17 protein-coding genes are annotated in these 19,697 nt (G+C 69.8%); 8 read left to right on the top strand and 9 right to left on the bottom strand.

What is annotated here, in order from left to right:
• Positions 1-3 precede the first annotated feature (3 nt).
• Positions 4-642, bottom strand: a complete 639-nt coding sequence (locus ACGF3C_RS04715) for a PadR family transcriptional regulator (RefSeq protein ID WP_030331823.1) — start codon at positions 640-642, stop codon at positions 4-6.
• Between the two features lie 175 nt (positions 643-817).
• Between ACGF3C_RS04715 and ACGF3C_RS04720 the strand changes: the two genes are divergently transcribed.
• Positions 818-1,267 carry a DUF5318 domain-containing protein gene (locus ACGF3C_RS04720; RefSeq protein WP_355004535.1) on the top strand — a complete coding sequence of 150 codons (450 nt, stop codon included), beginning with the start codon at positions 818-820 and terminating at the stop codon, positions 1,265-1,267.
• 139 nt (positions 1,268-1,406) lie between these two features.
• Here ACGF3C_RS04720 and ACGF3C_RS04725 read toward each other — a convergent pair whose 3' ends face one another.
• Entirely contained in the window at positions 1,407-2,117 is a 711-nt protein-coding gene (locus ACGF3C_RS04725) for a hypothetical protein (RefSeq protein WP_357231682.1), read from the bottom strand.
• Between ACGF3C_RS04725 and ACGF3C_RS04730 the strand changes: the two genes are divergently transcribed.
• The gene (locus ACGF3C_RS04730) at positions 2,080-4,389 is read left to right on the top strand and encodes a transglycosylase domain-containing protein (protein WP_393218733.1); all 2,310 of its coding nucleotides are present in this window, start codon (positions 2,080-2,082) and stop codon (positions 4,387-4,389) included. The genes ACGF3C_RS04725 and ACGF3C_RS04730 overlap by 38 nt on opposite strands.
• 126 nt (positions 4,390-4,515) lie before the next feature.
• On the top strand, positions 4,516-6,021 hold the full coding sequence (locus tag ACGF3C_RS04735) for a glycosyltransferase family 87 protein (RefSeq protein WP_393218736.1): 1,506 nt from the start codon (positions 4,516-4,518) through the stop codon (positions 6,019-6,021).
• A gap of 119 nt (positions 6,022-6,140) precedes the next feature.
• On the opposite strand, the gene ACGF3C_RS04740 is transcribed toward ACGF3C_RS04735, so the two are convergent.
• Positions 6,141-8,444, bottom strand: coding sequence for a hypothetical protein (locus tag ACGF3C_RS04740; protein WP_393218739.1), 2,304 nt, complete (start codon positions 8,442-8,444; stop codon positions 6,141-6,143).
• Positions 8,441-9,232, bottom strand: coding sequence for a deoxyribonuclease IV (locus ACGF3C_RS04745; protein WP_357201849.1), 792 nt, complete (start codon positions 9,230-9,232; stop codon positions 8,441-8,443). Before ACGF3C_RS04745 ends, ACGF3C_RS04740 begins: the two co-directional genes overlap by 4 nt.
• 628 nt (positions 9,233-9,860) lie before the next feature.
• Between ACGF3C_RS04745 and rpsF the strand changes: the two genes are divergently transcribed.
• From rpsF to rplI, 4 genes are all read left to right on the top strand, one after another.
• Positions 9,861-10,151 carry a 30S ribosomal protein S6 gene (gene rpsF, locus ACGF3C_RS04750; protein WP_036391391.1) on the top strand — a complete coding sequence of 97 codons (291 nt, stop codon included), beginning with the start codon at positions 9,861-9,863 and terminating at the stop codon, positions 10,149-10,151.
• Between the two features lie 81 nt (positions 10,152-10,232).
• The gene (locus ACGF3C_RS04755) at positions 10,233-10,769 is read left to right on the top strand and encodes a single-stranded DNA-binding protein (protein WP_181518404.1); all 537 of its coding nucleotides are present in this window, start codon (positions 10,233-10,235) and stop codon (positions 10,767-10,769) included.
• Positions 10,769-11,050 (top strand): 30S ribosomal protein S18, encoded by a 282-nt coding sequence (gene rpsR, locus ACGF3C_RS04760; protein ID WP_051723758.1) that lies wholly within the window; start codon positions 10,769-10,771, stop codon positions 11,048-11,050. The genes ACGF3C_RS04755 and rpsR overlap by 1 nt, the downstream gene beginning before the upstream one ends.
• 14 nt (positions 11,051-11,064) lie before the next feature.
• Positions 11,065-11,511, top strand: a complete 447-nt coding sequence (rplI, locus tag ACGF3C_RS04765) for a 50S ribosomal protein L9 (RefSeq protein ID WP_145778354.1) — start codon at positions 11,065-11,067, stop codon at positions 11,509-11,511.
• Positions 11,512-11,621: 110 nt separating this feature from the next.
• On the opposite strand, the gene ACGF3C_RS04770 is transcribed toward rplI, so the two are convergent.
• A complete protein-coding gene (locus ACGF3C_RS04770) occupies positions 11,622-13,181 on the bottom strand; it encodes a hypothetical protein (RefSeq protein WP_393218746.1) in 1,560 nt (519 codons plus the stop codon).
• Between the two features lie 381 nt (positions 13,182-13,562).
• Between ACGF3C_RS04770 and dnaB the strand changes: the two genes are divergently transcribed.
• Positions 13,563-16,403: a replicative DNA helicase gene (gene dnaB, locus ACGF3C_RS04775; protein ID WP_357227155.1), complete on the top strand. Its 2,841-nt coding sequence runs from the start codon at positions 13,563-13,565 to the stop codon at positions 16,401-16,403.
• A 23-nt stretch (positions 16,404-16,426) separates the two neighbouring features.
• On the opposite strand, the gene ACGF3C_RS04780 is transcribed toward dnaB, so the two are convergent.
• The 4 genes from ACGF3C_RS04780 to ACGF3C_RS04795 form a co-directional block, all read right to left on the bottom strand.
• Entirely contained in the window at positions 16,427-17,107 is a 681-nt protein-coding gene (locus ACGF3C_RS04780; protein WP_393218751.1) for a maleylpyruvate isomerase N-terminal domain-containing protein, read from the bottom strand.
• 104 nt (positions 17,108-17,211) lie between these two features.
• Positions 17,212-17,592: a zf-TFIIB domain-containing protein gene (locus ACGF3C_RS04785; RefSeq protein ID WP_357227160.1), complete on the bottom strand. Its 381-nt coding sequence runs from the start codon at positions 17,590-17,592 to the stop codon at positions 17,212-17,214.
• Between the two features lie 22 nt (positions 17,593-17,614).
• A complete protein-coding gene (locus tag ACGF3C_RS04790; protein ID WP_357227162.1) occupies positions 17,615-18,247 on the bottom strand; it encodes a phosphoribosyltransferase in 633 nt (210 codons plus the stop codon).
• A gap of 41 nt (positions 18,248-18,288) precedes the next feature.
• Positions 18,289-19,668 carry a glycosyltransferase 87 family protein gene (locus ACGF3C_RS04795; protein ID WP_393218755.1) on the bottom strand — a complete coding sequence of 460 codons (1,380 nt, stop codon included), beginning with the start codon at positions 19,666-19,668 and terminating at the stop codon, positions 18,289-18,291.
• Positions 19,669-19,697: the final 29 nt, after the last annotated feature.

The following is a 19,697-nucleotide window of genomic DNA, read 5'->3' on the forward strand; positions in this document are numbered from 1 at the left end:
CTGTCACGGCCGCTCATTCCTGGTCTCTCCAGGCGGAGGCGGGCTGTTGTCTTCTCGTCGGCCGCCGGCTGTCCCGATGTTCGGGACCGTCGGGGCTCGGCCGGAGCGCTCGTTGGCGATGAGCTCCTCCAGCCAGCGGACCTCGCGCTCACAGGCATCAAGGCCGTGGCGCTGCAGTTCCAGCGTGTAAGCGTCGAGGCGCTCGGCCGCCCGGCCCAGCACGTCGCGAAGCCCTTCGCGACGCTCCTCGATCTTGCGGCGGCGACCCTCCAGAATGCGCAGGCGGGTCGCCTGGTCGGTCCGGGCGAAGAACGCGAAGTGCACCCCGAAGCCCGTGTCGTCGTACGTCTCGGGCCCGGCCTGTGCGATCAGCTGGGCGAAGCGTTCCTTGCCTTCCGCGGTGATTTTGTAGACCACCCGACCTCGTCGGCTGGTCAGCGCGGGAACCTCCTCGGCAGTGGCGGGTGTCTCAGCAGCTTCGGTGATCCATCCCGCCGCCTGCAGCCTGCGTAGCGTGGGATAGAGCGAGCCGTAGCTGATCGCCGCCCGGATCGCGCCGAGTTTGGCGGTCAGCTCCTTGCGCAGCTCATAGCCGTGCATCGGAGACTCCTGCAGGAGGCCGAGGATGGCGAACTCAAGCACTGGCCACCCTCTCTTTACCCTCCGGCGTGGAGTGGTAACCGCCGCGATGTATCGGACCGATACATCGCACGTTAGCGGGTCGCGTGGGCCAGGGCAAACCCCCGTTCCGAGATGTCGTCGTCACGGATTGTGAGCGTGGTCGCCTGCTCGGTTCGGACCGCGTACCCTTCTCCGCATGCGTACGCAGCGCCAGGTCGTCGACTACTCGCTTCAGAAGCGAGCAGTGCTGCGTGAGCTCCTGGCCGGCCGGGTCGGCACGTACGACGTCTGCGACGCGTCGCCGTACCTGAAGAACGCCGCTCGGTTCCACGGAGAGCCGACGGACCGGCGCTGCCCGATCTGCCGCAGCGAAAACCTGACGCTGGTCCACTACATTTACGGTGACGAACTCAAGCAGTCCGCCGGCCAGGCTCGGACACTTGCCGAGTTGCCCGTGCTGGCGATGACGCTGCGTGAGTTCCAGGTCTTCGTCGTGGAGGTGTGCCTCGGTTGTGACTGGAACCATCTCGTCGAGCAGTACCTGCTCGGCCGGGACGGTCTGACCGGCGACAGCGACGGCACGAGCGAGCAGGACGCGGCGGGCGCCGAAGGCGCCGGTCGGCGGAGGCGAGAGGCGCAACGGTGACACCAGCTGGTTGGACCGGCCCCGGAGTGGCAGACGAAACCCGGGACGGCCGACCGCTTGTTCGCCCGATTGGCCCGATTGATACGGCAATGACCCCGGTCGGCCGGCACCCCCGTGCCGGCGTCCCGGGTGAAGCAACTCACGGCAACCCGGTGGCGGCGCAGCCGCGCCCCACCGCGACCGGCAGGGTGTGAGGAATGAACTCGTACGGTGATCCCAGTTCTGCGCGCGGGCGGGCCCAGTACTCGGGTCCGGACGGTGACCCCGGACCGGGCGCGGACGACGCGTACCGCCGGCCCGGCGGTGACTCCGGCGCGGCAACCCCGGGCCGCGCCTCGGTGACGCCCCGGGCTGCCGGTGGCCGCGCCACGGTCGGTGGCTCCGCCTCGGTGCCGCCGCGTGGCAGCGCGGCCGCCGGGTCCGCGTCGGTGGGTTCGGCAGCGACCGGCCGGGCCGGTCGGGCCTCGGTGCCGGTCTCGCCGGCACCGGGTGCGGCAGCTGGACGCGCCGGTGCCGGTCGGGCCTCGGTGCCCGTCTCCCCGGCGCCGGGCGCGCCCGCAGGTAGGGCCGCGGTCGGTGCCGCCTCCGTCGGTGCGGCCTCGGTCGGCACCGCCTCGGCGGGCCGGGCCAGCGTCGGGTCCGCGTCGGTCGGTGGTCGTGCGGCGGTCGCGCGCGCAAGCGTCTCACCGGTCTCCGGTGGGCCGGGCGGCCCTGGGGGTCCCGGTGGGCCGGGCGGCCCGGGTGGTCCCGGTCGGGGCGGCCGTGGTCCGGGCGACTCGGGCGCCGCGGCGCGGGCGAAGAAGCGCAAGCGGATGAACCTGCTGATCGCCGGGTTCGCCGTCTTCGTCATGCTCGCCGGCATCGGCGTGGTCGGGTTCACCTACTACTCGACGAACGTGGTGCTTCCGGACGAGATCACTCCGCCGCAGGCGACCACCCTGTACGCCTTCGACAACAAGACGATCATCGCGAAGGTGGGCGATCAGAACCGGACCCTGGTCACCATCGACCAGATTCCGGACTACGTGCAGAAGGCGGTGGCCGCGGCCGAGGACCGGAACTTCTACCGACACTCGGGTGTGGACTACAAGGGCATCGCCCGGGCCGGCTGGAACAACCTCTCCGGCGGCGACAAGCAGGGTGCCTCCACCATCACCCAGCAGTACGCGCGCAACGCCTACGACAACCTGAAGGACGACACGTACGCCCGGAAGGTGAAGGAGGCGATCTTCGCCTCCAAGCTCAACGACGAGTACACGAAGCCGCAGATCATGCAGCACTACCTCAACGTGATCTATTTCGGCCGGGGCGCCTACGGCATCGAGGCCGCAGCGCAGACCTACTTCGGCAAGTCGGTGAGCAAGCTCAACCCGGCCGAGGGTGCCGTCCTCGCGGCTCTGATCAAGCAGCCGGAACCCAGCTCCACCCACCAGGGGTACGACCCGGCCATCAACCCCACCGCGGCACAGGATCGCTGGACCTACGTGATCGACGGCATGGTCAAGGAGGGCTGGCTGGGTGTGCCCGGCATGGAGCCGCGTCCTGCCGAGTACCCGCTGAAGGCCATCAAGTCCCCGAAGAAGGGCGGCATCGGCGTCGACTTCGGCGTCGACACCCCGTACGGCAACGTCATCAACTACGTCCGGCAGGAGATGCGGGACAGGGGTATCTGTGTCGAGAAGGACACGGAGGTGACAGATGCCAAGCCGTCGTGCTCCCAGGCGCTGATGTCCGGCGGTTACCGGATCCGCACCACAATGGACACGAAGATGCAGGCGGCGGCGGTCGAGACGGCCCAGCGCAAGTCCAAGGGCTCCGAGTTGGCCGGTCAGCCCTCCAACATCATGGCCGCGGTGGTGGCGATCGATCCCACAAACGGTCGGGTGGTCGCGTACTACGGCGGTGACAACGGCACCGGCACCGACTATGCCGGTAAGAACACCGACTCCACCGGCGCGATCAGCGGCGGTCACTCGCCCGGATCAAGCTTCAAGATCTACACCTTGGCGGCCGCGCTCAAGGAGAAGAAGGCGCTCGAGTCTCGCTGGAAGGGCAAGGCCTTCAAGCCGGAGGGCACCTTCAAGGTCAGCAACGCCGGCACCGACAACCCCTCCTGCGGCAACTCCTGCACGCTGCGGGTGTCCACGCTCAAGTCCCTCAACGTGCCGTTCTACTACGTCACGGAGGAGATCGGCGCGGACAAGGTCGTCGACATGGCCAAGCAGGCCGGCGTCACCGCCATGTGGCGCACTGACACCAACCCGGCGAAGGCCTACGACCTGACGAAGAGCGACCCGAAGGACATCACGCCGGAGCCGTTCTTCAACGTGGTCGGCTACGGCCAGTATCCGATCACGGTGCTGGACCACGCCAACGGCGTCGCGACCTTCGCCAACGGGGGCGTCTACAACAAGGCGCACTTCCTCTACTCGGTGGAGAAGCAGAACCCGAACACCGGTAAGTGGGACAAGGTCTACAGCGAGAAGCTCGACTCGAAGCGGAGAATCGAGAAGAGCGTGGTGGACGATGTGACGTCCGTCTTGAAGGACTACCCGGCCGCTGTCAACCACCGCCTCGACGACGGTCGCAAGGCGGCCTCGAAGACCGGCACCTGGGAACTCAAGGACGGCAGCGAGGACAACGGCGACGCCTGGATGATCGGTTACACGCCACAGTTGGCCACCGCGGTGTGGGTGGGCAACGTGGGGAACCGGAAGCCACTCATCCTCAAGGACAAGCGCAAGGTCAGTGGTGGAAACCTCCCGGGCGACATCTGGGAGCGGTTCATGAACGAGGCGCTCAAGGGCAAGCCCAAGGTCGACTTCCCGCCGGCGGCGAACGTCGGTGATCCGGATTCCGGAAACGGTGAAGCCCCGCCGCCACCCTCGCCGCCGCCCAACCCGGGGGGTCAGCCCGGCCAGGGACAACCCTGTAACCCGCTGATCGACATCCTCTGCAACCCCGGCGGCAACAACCCCGGCGGCGGCGGCAACCCTGGGGGCAATCCAGGCGGCAACCCCGGTGGCAACCCTGGCGGTAACCCCGGCGGTAATCCGGGCGGCGGCGGCACAGGTGGTGGTGGCGGTGGGCTGTTACCCAGCCTGCCACCCAACCGGGAGTGACCCGCACCAGCACACGACGCCGCCGCCGGCCGGACGACACGTCCCGGCCGGCGGCGGCGTTTTCGTACCCGGAACTCCGCGCCGGGACAGGACGGGCACCCCTGTCGTACGGCAGGATGCCTCTTCATGAGCACCCAGTCGACGCCCGGCATCGACGACGCCGGAACCACCGATCACCCGTCCCGCTCCGACGGGTTCGTCCGCGGCATCTCCAGCGTCATCGGCGGGCCGCTCGGCGACCACGCGACAACGCTGAACCGGCCGGCCGGTCGGGAGCATCGTTTCTGGACGGCCGCGCGGATCGTGCTGGCGCTGGTGTGCCTCACGCTCGCGCTGCACTGGGTGCAGAAATCGCCCTGCCAGAACGGCGCCTGGCAGAACAACGTCCAGTACACCCGGTTCTGCTACACCGACGTCCTCGCCCTCTACTACGCCGAAGGGCTCAACGAGGGCAAGGTGCCCTACCGCGACCACCCGGTCGAGTACCCGGTGCTGACCGGCTACTTCATGGGGGCGCTGGGTCTGCCGGTGCACGCCATCGGTGACGGCGATCCGAGCATCAACCAGGGCCAGTGGTTCTACAACCTCAACGCGCTGGTGCTGGGCGCGCTCGCGGTGGCCACGGTGGCGGTGATCCTGTCGTTGCGCCGACGACGACCCTGGGACGCGGCGATGTTCGCACTCGCCCCGGCTCTGGTGCTCACCGCCACCGTCAACTGGGACCTGCTCGCCATCGGGCTGGCAGCCTTCGGCCTGCTCGCCTGGGCTCGAAGACGACCGGCATTGGCCGGCGTGCTGCTCGGGTTGGCCGGCGCGGCGAAGCTCTGGCCGCTGTTCCTGCTCGGGCCGATCCTCATCCTGGCGCTACGGGCCGACCGGGTTCGGGCCGCGCTCACCGCCATCGGGACGGCTGTCGCGGCGGTGGTCCTGGTGAACCTGCCGGCCGCGCGGGCGTACCCGGAGAACTGGGACCGGTTCTTCGAGCTGAACACCACCCGGCCGATCGACTGGGGCACGCTCTGGTACATCGGACGCTACCTTGACGGCAAGGTCGGCAACGACCCCGCCAACCTCGGCCCGTTCGAGTGGCTCAACGCCAACATCCCGACCCTCAATACCGTCTCGTACGCACTGTTCGGGCTGGCGTGCCTCGGCATCGCGGTGCTGGCGCTGCGGGCACCGCGCCGACCCCGGCTGGGTCAGCTCGCCTTCCTGGTGGTCGCCGCGTTCCTGATCTTCAGCAAGGTCTGGTCGCAGCAGTTCGTGCTCTGGATGCTCCCGCTGGTGGTGCTCGCCCGGCCGAAGTGGGGCGCGTTCCTGGCCTGGCAGATCGCCGAGGTCTGCTACTTCGTCGCCTTCTACGGGGAACTGCTCGGCGCGGCAACCAGCAAGCCCGTCTTCCCGGAGGGGGTGTTCGTGCTGGCCTCGACGTTGCGACTGGCCACTGTGGTGGTGCTCTGCGTGTTCGTCGTCAAGGAGATCCTGCACCCTGAGCAGGACGCGGTGCGGGCCACCTACCCGGACGACCCGGACGGCGGGGTTCTCGACGGCGCCCCGGACGCCCCCTGGATAGACCGCTGGCGCCGCCCCGCGAGAAGCGAACAAGCACCCGTACCGGTGCACACGACCTGACCCTCAAGCCGACCGCGGCCGGCACCACGTCAGGGTTTTCGGGGGAGCCCGCCCGGCGCAGGGATCAAGCCTGACCGCCCGGAGCCGGGTGGGCTCCCCCGAAAACCCGCCCTAAAGCTTTACAGGCGGTAGACGACGGCCTCCCCGACCTCCTGCCGGCTGATGCCGAGCGACTCGACCGGCGCGTCGATGGTGATTTCCCACGGCGTGCCAGCCACCTGGCCGCGCAGCAGCACCACAGTGCGGACGCCGAGCGTGCGCAGGTATTCGATGCTCGTCTGGTCCGGGAACGACTGGCTCACCCGACGGACATCGTCGAGCTGGCGCGGTGTGAAGCCGCTCCCGCCGTTGACCACGTCGGGGAACCCACTGGTCGACCAGAGCATCACGTGCTGGTCGAGGCTCTGATTGCTGGGCAGCACCAGCAGCGGCCCCTCCGCCGAACGCATCGCCGCCGGTTGGGTCGGCACCACCGGGTGCGGGGTGGTGTTCAGGCCCTCGACGGTGACCAGCAGCAACGGCAGCAGGGTGGCCATCCGCAGCCACGGCCCCGGCCACGACGGAATCCGCTGCGCGGTCAACTCGCGGACCCGGTCGGTGAGCGCGGTGACCGCGCCCGCCGCGAGCAGGCCGAGCAACAACGTGGTCCAGAGCATCAACCGCCCGGGGGTACGCAACGCGCTCCAGCCCGGCAGGTGCTCGAAGAGGGGAACGTAGGTGAAGGTGCCGTCGAAGAAACGGGTGCCCATCGCGAAGACCATCGTCAGCAGCACCCCGGCGAGCAGCAGCAGTCGGTGCCGCAACCGCCAGACCGAGAAGAACAACCCGCCCGCGGCGAGCGCGTAGAGCACGAAGCCCGGCAGCAGGGTCATCTCCGGGTGCCACGGCAGCGCTGCCCGTGCACCCTCGTGCAGCCCACCCCAGATCCGCGACTCCCCGGGTGCTGTCACGAAGCCCGATGCCGGTGGCGAGAAGAGGCTGATGTCGCCGATGGTGCGCTCGGCGTACGGGTGCAGCTCGGTCACCTTGAAGAACGGGAACGCCATCAGCAGGCCGACGCCGGCGAACAACACCCCGCCGAGCACGTCCGCGGCGAACAACCGGCGACCGAACGGAACGGCCTGCCCGGTGCGCAGCCGCCGCGCGAAGAACAGGACGGCAGTGACCAGCACCGCACCGGCCAGGAAGTACGCGAACGGCAGCCCGATGCCGAAGCCGAGGCTGAGCTGCCAGGCCGCCACCAGCCAACCCGCGTAGACCCAACCGTCGTGCCGGCGCTCCGGCCGGTAGCCGTGTCGCAGCGACCACCCGTGCCCGCGCGCCAGCATCGCCAGCGCCAGCGGAATGCCCCCGTTCGACAGCACGTGCAGGTGCCCGGCCTGGGCCAGCAGCCACGGCGCGTAGGTGTAGCTCACGCCCGCGACGGCGCCGCCGATCCGGCCGGCCCCGAGCTGTCGGGCCAGCGCGTACGCCCCGAGCGTGGCGAGCGCGTGCGCCAGCACGAACATGATGTTGTAGCGCAGCACGGCGTCCTCGGGACCGCTGCCGAGCATCCCGGCCGGGGCGTACCCGAGCAGCGTGTCGGAGAACGCGAAGCTCCACAGCTCGGGGAAGAACGTGTTGGACTGCCACAGCCGCGCCGGCTCGGCCAGCAGGATGTGCCCGGACCAGGCCATCTGCCAGGCTTGCAGGCTCGGGTCCCAGTAGTCCTGCGGAAGGGTGTAGCGCGGATAGCGCAGCGTCGGCCAGGTCATCAACACGGCCAGTGCCAACGCGCCGAGGGCGGCCAGAGTCCACTCGTGGATCAGGAACCGCCCGACCGCCCGACCCGCCCGGCTGAAGATGGAGGGCCGTGGCTCCGGTGCGGAGGCGAACGCCTCCCAACGCTCCGGACCGACCGGCTTCGCCTCGCTGTCGGCCTTGTCCGTAGCGTCGGCGCCGTCCGCCTTCACGTCCTTGGCCGGGTCGCTGTCCTTAGCCGGCTTGCTGTCTTTGGTCGTGCCGCTGTCCTTGGTCGTGCCGCTGTCCCTGGCCGCGCCATCGACCGTGCCGCTGTTCTCGGATGCGTCGGTGCCCGTGGCGGTGCTGTCGCTGGTTGCGGTGCCGCCCTGGCCAGCGTCTTTCTTGGCCGCGTCGTCCTTCTTGGCCGCGTTGCCCTGCTTGTCGCCGTGCCGGGCCGTGTCCTTACTGGCGGCACCACTCGTCGCGCGGTCTGCCCCGGCGTCGCCGTTCGGGGTGGCTCCGGTCGTGTCGCCGCCGACAGGTGGGGACTGGTCCGCGATGGTCCCGGCGGGGGCCGTGTCGGAGGTGCGAGCCGGCTGGGTGGGGGTGCCGGCCGCGGCAGTGGTGGCGGGTTGGCTCTCGCCGGCCGCGCCGGTGGGGGTGGGCCGCGCGTTGCCGGTCCCGGGCTGTCCGCTCGTCATGCCGCAGGGCTCTCCGCTCCGAGCTGCTCACGCAGAAAGTCGATGTCGGCGGCCTGGCCGGTCACGCCGCCCGGTGTCTCGACGACCACCGGCGCGCCGGCCGCCCGGATCACCGCAACCACCAGCTCCGGGTCGATCGTCCCGCCGCCCAGGTTGTCGTGTCGGTCCTGGCCGGAGTTGAACGCGCCCTTGGAGTTGTTGGCGTGCACCAGGTCGATCCGCCCGGTGATCGCCTTGACCCGGTCGACCAGGCCGAGCAGCTCCTCGCCGCCCGCGTACGCGTGGCAGGTGTCCAGGCAGAAGCCGACCTCGTAGTCACCGATGGCGTCCCAGAGTCGGGCGAGCGCGTCCAGCCGTCGGGCGCAGGCGTTGTCGCCGCCGGCGGTGTTCTCGATCAGGACCGGTACGCCGAAACCGCCGGAGTCCGCCGCGTACGCGAAGGTCTTGCGCCAGTTGTCGAAGCCCACGGCCAGGTCGTCGCCGGCGTTGACGTGCCCACCGTGGACGATCAGGCCCTTGGCACCGATGGCGGTGGCGGCGTTGGCGTGCCCGAGCAGCAGCTTGCGGCTCGGGATCCGGATGCGGTTGTTGAGTGTGGCCACGTTGATGACGTACGGCGCGTGCACGTAGAGGTCGACCTCGGCGGCGCGCAGCCGATCGGCATCTTCGCGAGGCTTGGGCGCCTTCCAACCCTGTGGGTCGGCGAGGAAGAACTGCACGGTCTCGGCGGACCGGGCGGCCGCCTCCGCCAGCGGGTCGGTCGAGTCGACGTGGGCTCCGATACGCATGCGAGCGAGCCTACGTCGCGCCCCCGACCGGCGAGGCGACGGCCGGGGCGGTGTCGCGTCACCGGAGGGACCGACGATCGTTGATGGGTGTGAACCGGCGACCAGCGTCCCGGTGCCGCCAGCGGCGCGAGCGTCGCACACGGCGACCGGCGGTCGACGGCCGACAGCGAGGTCACCCCCGCGGCGCGGCCCGGCGCAGCGGGGGCGACCCATCGCACAACGGGTACCGAGCGACGACGAATCTCGGAGAATTGTGCTTTTCCCCCCTACAAGGTACGAGTGCTGTTGTATCGTCAGATAACAACACGATAAAGCTCCGCGGGGCGTCTTCGGTCCAACCTCATCGGTGTGGTCGTTCCTCCCCAGGTCCCACCCAAGGAATGCGGACCGGACGCCCCGCGGCCTCGTAGACGGGGGTTCACCACCGACCGGTTGACGGTCGGACGGTGGGCCCCCGTCGGCTCGTCCTGGTCCGGTCCCGACCACCCCGGGCATGATCGTTGGGACCGGGTATCCTGGTCAGGTTGTCCGCGTCCGGCCGAGTTCCCTCGGCGCGTGCGGGCAGCGACACAAGACCTCCTGCCACGGAAGGACCGTGGCCGCTTAGCCCACAGGAGGTGAGCACGTCTTGCGTCACTACGAACTGATGGTCATCCTCGACTCCAGCCTCGAGGAGCGCACCGTCGCACCGTCGCTCGACACGTACCTGAACGTGATTCGGACCGCGGGTGGCTCGGTTGAGAAGACCGACGTGTGGGGCCGCCGGCGCCTCGCGTACGAGATCAACAAAAAGGCCGAGGGCATCTACGCCGTCATCGACCTGCAGGCCACGCCTGCTGCGGTGGCCGAGCTGGACCGTCAGCTCCGGCTCAACGAGTCCGTGCTGCGCACCAAGGTCATCCGACCGGAAATGCGCTAAGCCTTCCAACCCCCGGTTCGTCCGGATCAGCCTCCGCGACTCTGTCGGAGGGCTCTGAGAGCCTGTACGACGAGACGCTGAGTGCGCGAGGAGATGGTCATGGCAGGAGACACCACCATCACGGTCATCGGCAATCTGACCGATGACCCCGAGTTGCGGTTCACCCCCTCCGGGGCTGCGGTCGCCAAGTTCCGAGTCGCTTCGACGCCCCGTTTCATGGACAAGGCGTCGAACGAATGGAAGGACGGCGAGCCGCTGTTCCTCGCATGCACCGTGTGGCGGCAGGCCGCCGAGCACGTCGCCGAGTCGCTGCAGCGTGGCGCCCGGGTGATCGTGTCGGGCCGGCTGCGTCAGCGGTCGTACGAGACCCGCGAGGGTGAGAAGCGCACAGTCATCGAGCTTGAGGTCGACGAGATCGGCCCGTCGCTGCGCTACGCCACGGCCAAGGTGCAGAAGATGTCCCGCTCCGGCGGCGGTGGCGGCGGCTTCGGTGGCGGCGGTGGTGGTGGCAACCAGGGTGGCGGCGGAGGCAACTTCGACGACCCCTGGGCTTCGGCCGCTCCCTCTCCCGCGCGTGCCGGTTCGGGCGCCAATTTTGACGAGGAGCCACCGTTCTAATGGCGCCTAGCGCTCGCGATCGCAAACCAGGAGCACGTGCAACGGCCAAGGCTGCGGCACTGCGCAAGCCGAAGAAGAAGGTGAACCCGCTCGACAAGGACGGGATCGCCTACATCGATTACAAGGACACCGCGCTGCTGCGCAAGTTCATCTCCGATCGCGGCAAGATCCGCGCTCGTCGGGTGACCGGCGTGACCTCGCAGCAGCAGAGGCAGATCGCCCGCGCGGTCAAGAACGCCCGTGAGATGGCGCTCCTGCCGTACACGGCCACCACCCGCTGAGAGGAGGCACCGATATGAAGATCATCCTGACTCAGGAAGTGTCCGGCCTCGGTGCCCCGGGCGACATCGTCGAGGTCAAGAACGGCTACGGCCGTAACTACCTGCTGCCGCAGGGCTTCGCGATCGCCTGGACCAAGGGCGCGGAAAAGCAGGTCACGGTTATCAAGCGGGCCCGTGGGGCTCGCGAGATCCGCGACCTCGACCACGCCAACGAGGTCAAGGCTCAGCTCGAGGGTCTCAAGGTCAACCTGAAGGTCCGCGCCGGCGACGGCGGGCGACTCTTCGGCTCGGTCACCCCGGCCGAGATCGTCGACGCCGTCAAGACGGCCAGCGGCCCGGTCCTCGACCGGCGTCGGCTGGAGGTGCCCGGTCACATCAAGTCGACCGGCACCTACCCGGTGAAGATCAAGCTGCACCCCGAGGTGACCGCGTCGTTCAACCTGAACGTCGTTCAGGGCTGACGTCCGCAACACCACCACGAGAGCCCGCACCGAGCGATCGGTGCGGGCTCTCGTGCGTACGTCGTCCAACGCGGCAACCAGGGCCACGGCCGGGCGTGCCCGCCGACGGGTCACCCGATGGGCTGGCCCGTCACCGCGCTGATCAACACCGTGGAGAGGCCACCGCCCACCACCGCGGCGGCCACCGCGATGGTCGCCGAGCGCCAGGTCGTACCCACCCGCCGCAGCAGGGCCGCCACCACCAGGCTGCTCACCAGGGCCAGACCGAAGCGCGGCGAACCGGCCAGGAGTGACTCCAGCGCGCGGGACCGGGCGGACTCACACCCGCCCCCGCTGATGTCTGTCACACAACCAGCCGGCGCCTGGCTGTCCAACGTCAACAGCCAAACGAAGATCAGCATCGCCGGCACCAGGTAACAGGCCGCCGTATACAGCAGAGGCCGGACGGACCCACCCGGATCCGGGTCGAGCAGGTCGTCCTCCAAGCGCCGCGCCCAGGCACCCGTGGCCGCCGACTCGACCCGCCGACGTACCGACGCCGTGCCCACCGCCGGCCGGTCCGCCCTACGTCGGGGCGCACCCGGACGCGGCGCGCCCGGACGCGCCGCAGGCGCAGGCGCGCTGCGTGGCCGTGGGGCGGTGTATCCCACCACCGGAGACCGGGGCGCCGACGTCGTCGGGTCCATCCAACGCGGGTCGTCATCAGCCAACCGGGTGCCGGACCAGAACCCGTCCTCCCGGCTCGGCCACCCCTCGGCAGGTGCCGGGCGATCGGAGCGCGGCGCCAGCGTACGGTCCCACTGGTCGTCCTCGATCGCGGACCGCTCCCACTGGCCGGTGCGGTCCGACCGTTCCCAGCCGCCGACACTTTCCACCGCCGACCACTGCCCGCTCAGGTCCCCGCTGTCCGCGCCGGCCGCCGGCGGCCACGCGTGCACGCCCGAGGCGTCCCACGGGTCCACAGCAGGCGGGTACGACGGATCCGGCTCTGCCACCTGCTCCGAACTGCGGACCCACGGGTCGGCCGCCGGACGGGACCAGGACTCCTCCGCCGCACGACGGCTACGCCGGGTGGGACGGCTCGGCTCCTGGTCCGGGACCTGCTCGCTCGGGGGGGACTCCGGCTCCCCGCCCGACCAGATCACCTGCGGACGGCCAACCGGCGCGCGGCGGGGACGCCGCTCCGAGACAGCACCAGAGATTGGCTCGTCCTCGCCGGCGTCGGCCCGTCGGCGGCCGGAATAACCCTGGTCCTGCGGACGGTCGAGCGTCCACTCCCGGGTGTGGTCCGAGTCTGGCGCCGGGCCGATCGCTGCCTGCTCCCGTCGACGCGGCTCGCTGCCCCGCCGCCGACCACCCGACGACTCGGCGGACCGTCGGCCCGCCCCGGAGATCGGCCGCTCGGGCTCGTCCTCGTCGTCGTCCGGTGCCGCGTGCCGACCAGCGCCGTCCGCGTGCCGGACCCCTGACTCCAGCGCCCACCGGGGCAGGTAGGCGTCGACAGGCTCGTCCTGGCCGCGTTCCAACGCACGTCGACGGCTGGAGGTGCGGTAGCGCCCGTCCTCGTCGTACGGATCAACCGGAACAGACGCCGCGCGCTCACTCCACGAGGCGGTTGGCTGGCGCTCGCGCGGGCTGCCATCGCCGCGTCCCCAGTCCCGGTAATTCACGGCCGGAGTGTGACCCTTCTGAACCGAAAGCGGAATCCGCTGTCCAGGTGTAGCCGTTCGCTGGAGATAGTACGGGACGATCGTGTCACAGGCCCGACCGAAATATTCTCCTCCACAGGCTGGGGAGTATGTCTTCGCAGGTCAACGAATTATGGTCGAGAATTCCCCAATGGTTATCCACAGGCTGTGCACACGCTGCGCACATGCTGTCCACCGGGATCCACAGGTTGTCCCGAGGCTCGTCCACCGGCGTTGTTGAGTCTCTGACCTCGGGGTCCGTATGGTTGGCCCTCGACCGCCGGCGATGGCCCCCGATCGACCGGCCCGGTCGGAGGAGACGTGTCGCACCCCAGCAGTAGAGCTGGGGTTGGATCCGGCGCAGTGGAGGGGGGACCCGTGTCGGTCACCGACGACATGCGGGCAGAGCCACGCTCCGGCGGAGGCCAGCCACCCGCACAGCGGGATGGCCAGTTCGACAAGACCCCGCCCCAGGACGTCGCGGCCGAGCAGTGCGTCCTCGGCGGCATGCTGCTCTCCAAGGACGCCATCGCCGATGTCGTCGAGATCCTCAAGACCAACGACTTCTACCGGCCGGTGCACGCCACCATCTTCGACATCATCCTCGACATCTACGGCCGGGGTGAGCCGGCCGACTCGATCACGGTCGCGGCGGCCCTCGCCGACTCCGGGGATCTGGTACGCATCGGTGGCGCGCCGTACCTGCACACACTCATCGCCAGCGTGCCCACCGCCGCCAACGCCGCGTACTACGCCCGCATCGTCAGCGAGCGGGCGGTGCTACGCCGACTGGTCGAGGCCGGCACGAAGATCGTGCAGCTCGGCTACGGCACCGCCAGCGGGGGCAGCCGCGACGTGGACGACGTCGTCGACCTCGCCCAGCAGGCCGTGTACGACGTCACCGAACGGCGGGTCAGCGAGGACTTCGCGATCCTCGCGGACATGTTGCAGCCGACGCTGGACGAGATCGAGGCAGTGGGCGCGACCGGCGGCATGATGACCGGCGTGCCGACCGGCTTCAGCGACCTGGATCGACTGCTCAACGGCCTGCACGCCGGACAGTTGATCATCGTTGCGGGCAGGCCTGGTTTGGGTAAGGCGCTCGCGCTCGACACCCCACTGCCGACCCCGGACGGCTGGACCACGATGGGCGAGGTTGAGGCGGGCGATCAGCTACTGGCCGCGGACGGCACACCGACCACTGTCACACACGCCTTCGACGTGATGCACGACCGTCCCTGCTATGAGGTCGAGTTCTCCGACGGCACCGTCATCGTGGCGGACGCGGAGCACCTCTGGAAGACGACCACGCGGGCGATCAGGCGGCAGGAACCGGCGCGGCAGAGGAGGCGGCACTGGCCCGAATCGTCGTTGGTCAACGTGCGTGCGGCGCATGAGCGGCTGAGCTCCCTGGGGAACCAGCCGATCACGCTCTTCGACACGATTGAGCAGGTCGGGCCGGAGTTCCGGCATGTCCTGCACACCGTCGCCCGTGAGGTCGGATCGGTTGGCCGGATCAGCCGTCCCATCGTCCGTAGCGGAAAGCCACGGAACTGGACCGCGCCGGGCTATCCGGCCGGTCCGCTTCTAAGCGCGCTTCTTCAACGAGCCGAACGAGAGGTCAATACCGGCAGCCGGGCCGACCACGACGGCGTCGTCACCACTGCCGAGATCGCGGCCACGCTGCGTACCGACACTGTCGAACGCCGGCTCAACCACGCCGTTCGAAATTGCGCTCCCATCCAACTCCCGGACCGTGAGCTGCTGATCCCGCCCTACACCTTGGGGACGTGGCTCGGTGACGGGCACAGCGGCGCCAGCCGCTTCACCACGGCCGATCCGGAGATGGTTACGCACATCGAGGCGGACGGCTTCGTCGTGCGTCCCAGCGGCCCGATGGTCTACACCATTCTGCTGCAGCCCACGGCCGTTGCTCCGGGGAACGGTGTCTGCGTGGACTGTGGCGCTTCCACCAGGGCGTTGCGTGAGAATCCAGCGACGAGGAAGTGTGCCGACTGCCGTCACCGGAATGGTTCCTTCCTCGGGTTGCTGCGTCAGGTCGGGGTGGCGGGGAGCAAGCGCATCCCGGGCGTCTATCTGCGCGCCTCGGAGGCTCAGCGCAGGGCGTTGCTGGCTGGGCTGATGGACACCGATGGGACCGTTGCCCCCTCCGGCAACCTCCAGTACACGTCGACTTCGAAGCGGCTGGCTTATGACGTACGCGAACTCATCGTCAGCCTCGGCTACCGCTGCACTGTCAACGCGAAGCCGGTGCGCGGCCGCTTGCCCGAGTCGTCGATCGCGTACACCCTGAACTTCTCCACCCCGGATGTCGTTTTCCGGCTCAGGCGGAAGCAGGATGCGCACGTCGAACGCCGCCGCACCACCTCCGACGTTCGAACGACCTCGCGGTTCATCGTCGACGTCCGGCCGGTCCCCAGCGTTCCGGTGCGGTGCGTGACCGTCGATAACGACGAACACCTGTACTTGGCCAGCCGGGCGATGATCCCTACCCACAACAGCACGGCCAGCATGGACTTTGCCCGAAATGCAGCTATTCGCGCCAACCAGGCCGCAGCCATCTTCTCGCTGGAAATGAGCAAGGTCGAGATCGTCATGCGGCTGCTCTCCGCCGAGGCGCGGGTGCCGCTGCACGTGTTGCGCAGCGGTCAGCTCTCCGACGACGACTGGACCAAGCTGGCCCGGTGCATGGGCGAGATCAGCGAGGCTCCACTCTTCGTCGACGACACGCCGAGCATGAACCTGATGGAGATCCGGGCCAAGGCTCGGCGGCTCAAGCAGCGGCACGACCTCAAGATGATCGTGGTCGACTACCTCCAGCTGATGACCTCACCGAAGCGCACCGAGAGCCGCCAGCAGGAGGTCGCCGACCTGTCCCGTGGCCTGAAGCTGTTGGCCAAGGAGGTCGAGTGCCCGGTGATCGCGGTCAGTCAGCTGAACCGTGGCCCGGAGCAACGCACCGACAAGCGACCCCAGCTATCCGATCTGCGTGAATCAGGCTCAATTGAGCAGGATGCTGACGTCGTCATCCTCTTGCACCGCGACGACTACTACGACAAGGAGTCGCCGCGGGCCGGGGAGGCGGATTTCATTGTTGCCAAGCATCGAAATGGGCCCACCGACACGGTGACCGTCGCGGCTCAGCTGCACCTGTCCCGCTTCGTCGACATGGCCATCGGCTGACCGACGCGGCAGCCTGTCGTCGGTCAGCCGAGCAGTGGGAACCAGCCCGCCGACTCACCCAGCTCCAGCCGGTCCCGGTCGGTCAGCGGTACGCGCCCGGTGGCCTTCAGCAGAAAGTCGCTGTCGTCCCAGGCGGCGGGTCGAACTGTGTCGTCGCTGAGCAGGCCGTCCATTGTCGCTACCGCGACCTGTACGGCCAGTGGGCCGGGCGGCGGAGCGTCGGGCAGTTCCAGCGTCAGGTCCAGGTGGTGGACGGCGGCCTCGGTGGTCAGGGTGGCGAGGAAGTCCGGTACGCGCAGCACGTGTCCCTGGGTGGTCACGTACCCGTCAGGGTCGGCTGACGCGGCGGCGCGGACCGCGGCCGGGGCGGTGTCCCGCCAGAGTTCGACGATCCTGGTCGGACGGTCGAAGGCGGCAGCCGAGCGGCGGACCCACCAGGCATGGCGGGCAGCCTCGTCGTCGTTGCCGCCGGGAAAGTCGCGCCAGTAGCTCACGTCGTCGACGTCGGCGGGGCCGTCGACCGGGCTGGCCAGGGTGACGAGTGCCCGCTGGGCGTCGCCGAGCACGTGCAGGAGCAGGTCGGCGATGAGCCAGCCCCGGCACCGGGTGGCCTGTTGCAGGCCGGAGTCGTCGAGGCGACCGACCACCGCTGTGATGCCGTCGTACGCCTGGGCCAGCGCCTCGTCCGGTCGGATCGCGGTCATGCGATTGAGCCTCGCACGAAGCGTGGCGCGCGCCAACGATCAATGGCGGGGGCGGTGTGCCCGGGTCGACGCGTGATCGACCCGGGCGGAAGGTCGGCCTGGGGTCAGCCGAACATCTCGTCGAGGAAGCCCTTGCGCTTCTTCTGCCGGTAGTGGCCGTGGTAGCCGTGGTGCTGCTGCTGGTGGCCGTAGGCCGGCTGCGGCGGGTAGCCGTGGGCGGGCGGCGGGGGCGGCGGTACGGTGCCGTAACCGGGCTGGTGCGGCGGGGGCGGCGGGGGTGGGTAGCCGGCCGGCTGTTGCGCGGGCTGCCCCGGCGCGCCTCCGGTCTGTTGGCGGCTCCAGTTGGCCTCCGCCTCGAACAGCTTCTCCAACTCGCCGCGGTCCAGGAAGATGCCTCGGCACTCCCCGCACTGGTCGATGACGACGCCACTGCGTTCGTACTGGCGCATTTCTCCGCGACACTTGGGACAGGTAAGGCTACTCATCGCCCGACGGTACCTGGTGGACCTATGCAGTTGCTGTGAGCGCCTCGGTGACTTCTTCGTCGGTCACCTCGTGGAAGTCGTCGTAGTAGGCGCTGACCGCCCCGAAGTCTGCTGGGCGTTGGGCGCAGACGACCTGGTCGGCCTCGGCGGAGAGCAGTTCGTACGCCTCCTGCGCGCCAACCGGGACCGCGACCACGACGCGGTGTGCCCCGAGTTGGCGGACGACCTCGACGGCGACGCGGGCGGTCGCCCCGGTGGCGAGGCCGTCGTCGACGATCACCGCGGTCCGCCCGGTGAGGTCCACCTGTGGGCGGTCGCCCCGGTAGAGCCGTTCCCGGCGCTCCAGTTCGGCCTGCTCCCGGTGTCGGACCTCGGCGATGTCGTCGTTGCTGAGTCGGCTGGCCACCGGGTCGTTGAGCACCTGGACACCGCCCGGCCCGAGTGCGCCGAAGGCGACCTCCCGGGCCCACGGCACGCCGAGCTTGCGGACGACAAGCACGTCGAGTGGTGCGCCGAGCCGTTCGGCGACGACCCGGGCGACCGGCAGGCCGCCCCGGACGAGGCCGAGGACGACGACGTCCGGTTCGCCGATGAGCGCGGTGAGCCGTTCGGAGAGCACCCGGCCGGCGTCGGCCCGGTCGCGGTACGTGGTCATGCCTTCAGGTCTACGCCCTGACGCGCCGTTCCGCCCGGAAGTTAGGCCGAAGTGCTCCGACCGGAGGGTTCGTCGGCAACGGTGGCGGTCGGTGTGTCGACCGGGCGGTGCAGGGCGGGGGCCCAGGTCAGCAGGGCCAACGGGTACAGCAGGTAGCCGAAGCGGGTGGTCGGCATCAGGGCGATGGCGGCGAGCAGCCCGTACCCGCAGATCAGCGCGGTGGCGACGGCGGTGCTTGGCGGGCGGCGGGCGAGCCGGACGGCGATGGCCAGTCCGGCGGCGACCAGCAGCCCGGCGGCGATCAACCGGCCCGCGGGTAGCGCGTTGGCGATCAGGTAGCCGGGGAACGGGGACTGCGCGGGGCTGGTGACCAGCCCGTGGCCGAGGGGAAAGCGCAGCACGTTCTCGGTGAGGGCGTCGCGGTCCACCAGCAGCGCCGGCAGTAGTGCGGCGACGGGCAGCCCGATCGCGCCGACGGCGACCCGGGTGCCGGCGCGTCGGGTCAGACCCCAGACGATCAGGACCAGGGCGACCGGCCAGGCGAACAACTTCAGCGCGCCGGCGAGTCCGACCGCGACGCCGGCCCGGCCGGGCCGGTCGGCGGCGGCGAACGCGAGGGCCAGCAGGCAGAGCGCGAGTACGGGTAGGTCGTCACCGCCGGTGGCGAGGGTGAGGGCGCAGATCGGCAGTACGGTGGCGGCCTGCACACCGCGCAGCAGGGCGGCGTCCCGTCGGCGGGTCGCGGCGTTGGTGGCCTCGCTGGTGGTGGCCTGGCCTGGGGTGGCCTCGCCCGTGGTGGCCGGTGTTCGGCGCAGGGCGGCCACGGCCAGGGCGAGCGCCAGCGCGGTGCCCACAGCGAACCAGACCCGGGAGTCGGTCCACCAGGTGTCGAGCAGCGCCCTGGGCAGGCCGAACATCGCCATGCCGGGCTGGTACGGGGTGTAGCCCATCAGTTGCTCGCCCGGTGGCAGAGCGGCGATGGCGTCCGGTCCGAGGTACGGCGTGCCGTGTTCCAGGAGGCGACTGCCGGCCTGCTCCACGACCAGCACCTCCTCCTGGGCCCGGTCGGTGCGCCCACCGGCCCGATCGATGCTCTGCCAGGCCAGGGGCAGCAGTGTGGTGGTGGCCCAGGCGAGGCCGGTGACCGCCCAGCGGGCTGGCAGACCGGTCAGCCGGGAGGTTGGAGAGCGTCGACGCAGCAGAAGTTGGGCGATCACCGTCAGCGTCGCGAGCAGGTAGCCGACGGCGGCGACCGCGCCCCAGGCGCGGTGCGGCAGCAGGGTGGATGTGACAGCTGTGATCGCCGCGAAGGCGGCCGACACGGCGTAGAGCCCCAGGTCGAGGGCGAGCCCGCCGGCGGCGTTGTCGAGAGTGCGCCAGTGCCAGCGACTGCGGTGGGCGGTCGGGTCGTCGACGATCACGCGCGACAGTCTGGCAGACCGGGCTGCCC

The sequence above is a fragment of the Micromonospora sp. NPDC047762 genome (assembly GCF_043204655.1).
Classification (GTDB): Bacteria; Actinomycetota; Actinomycetes; order Mycobacteriales; family Micromonosporaceae; genus Micromonospora.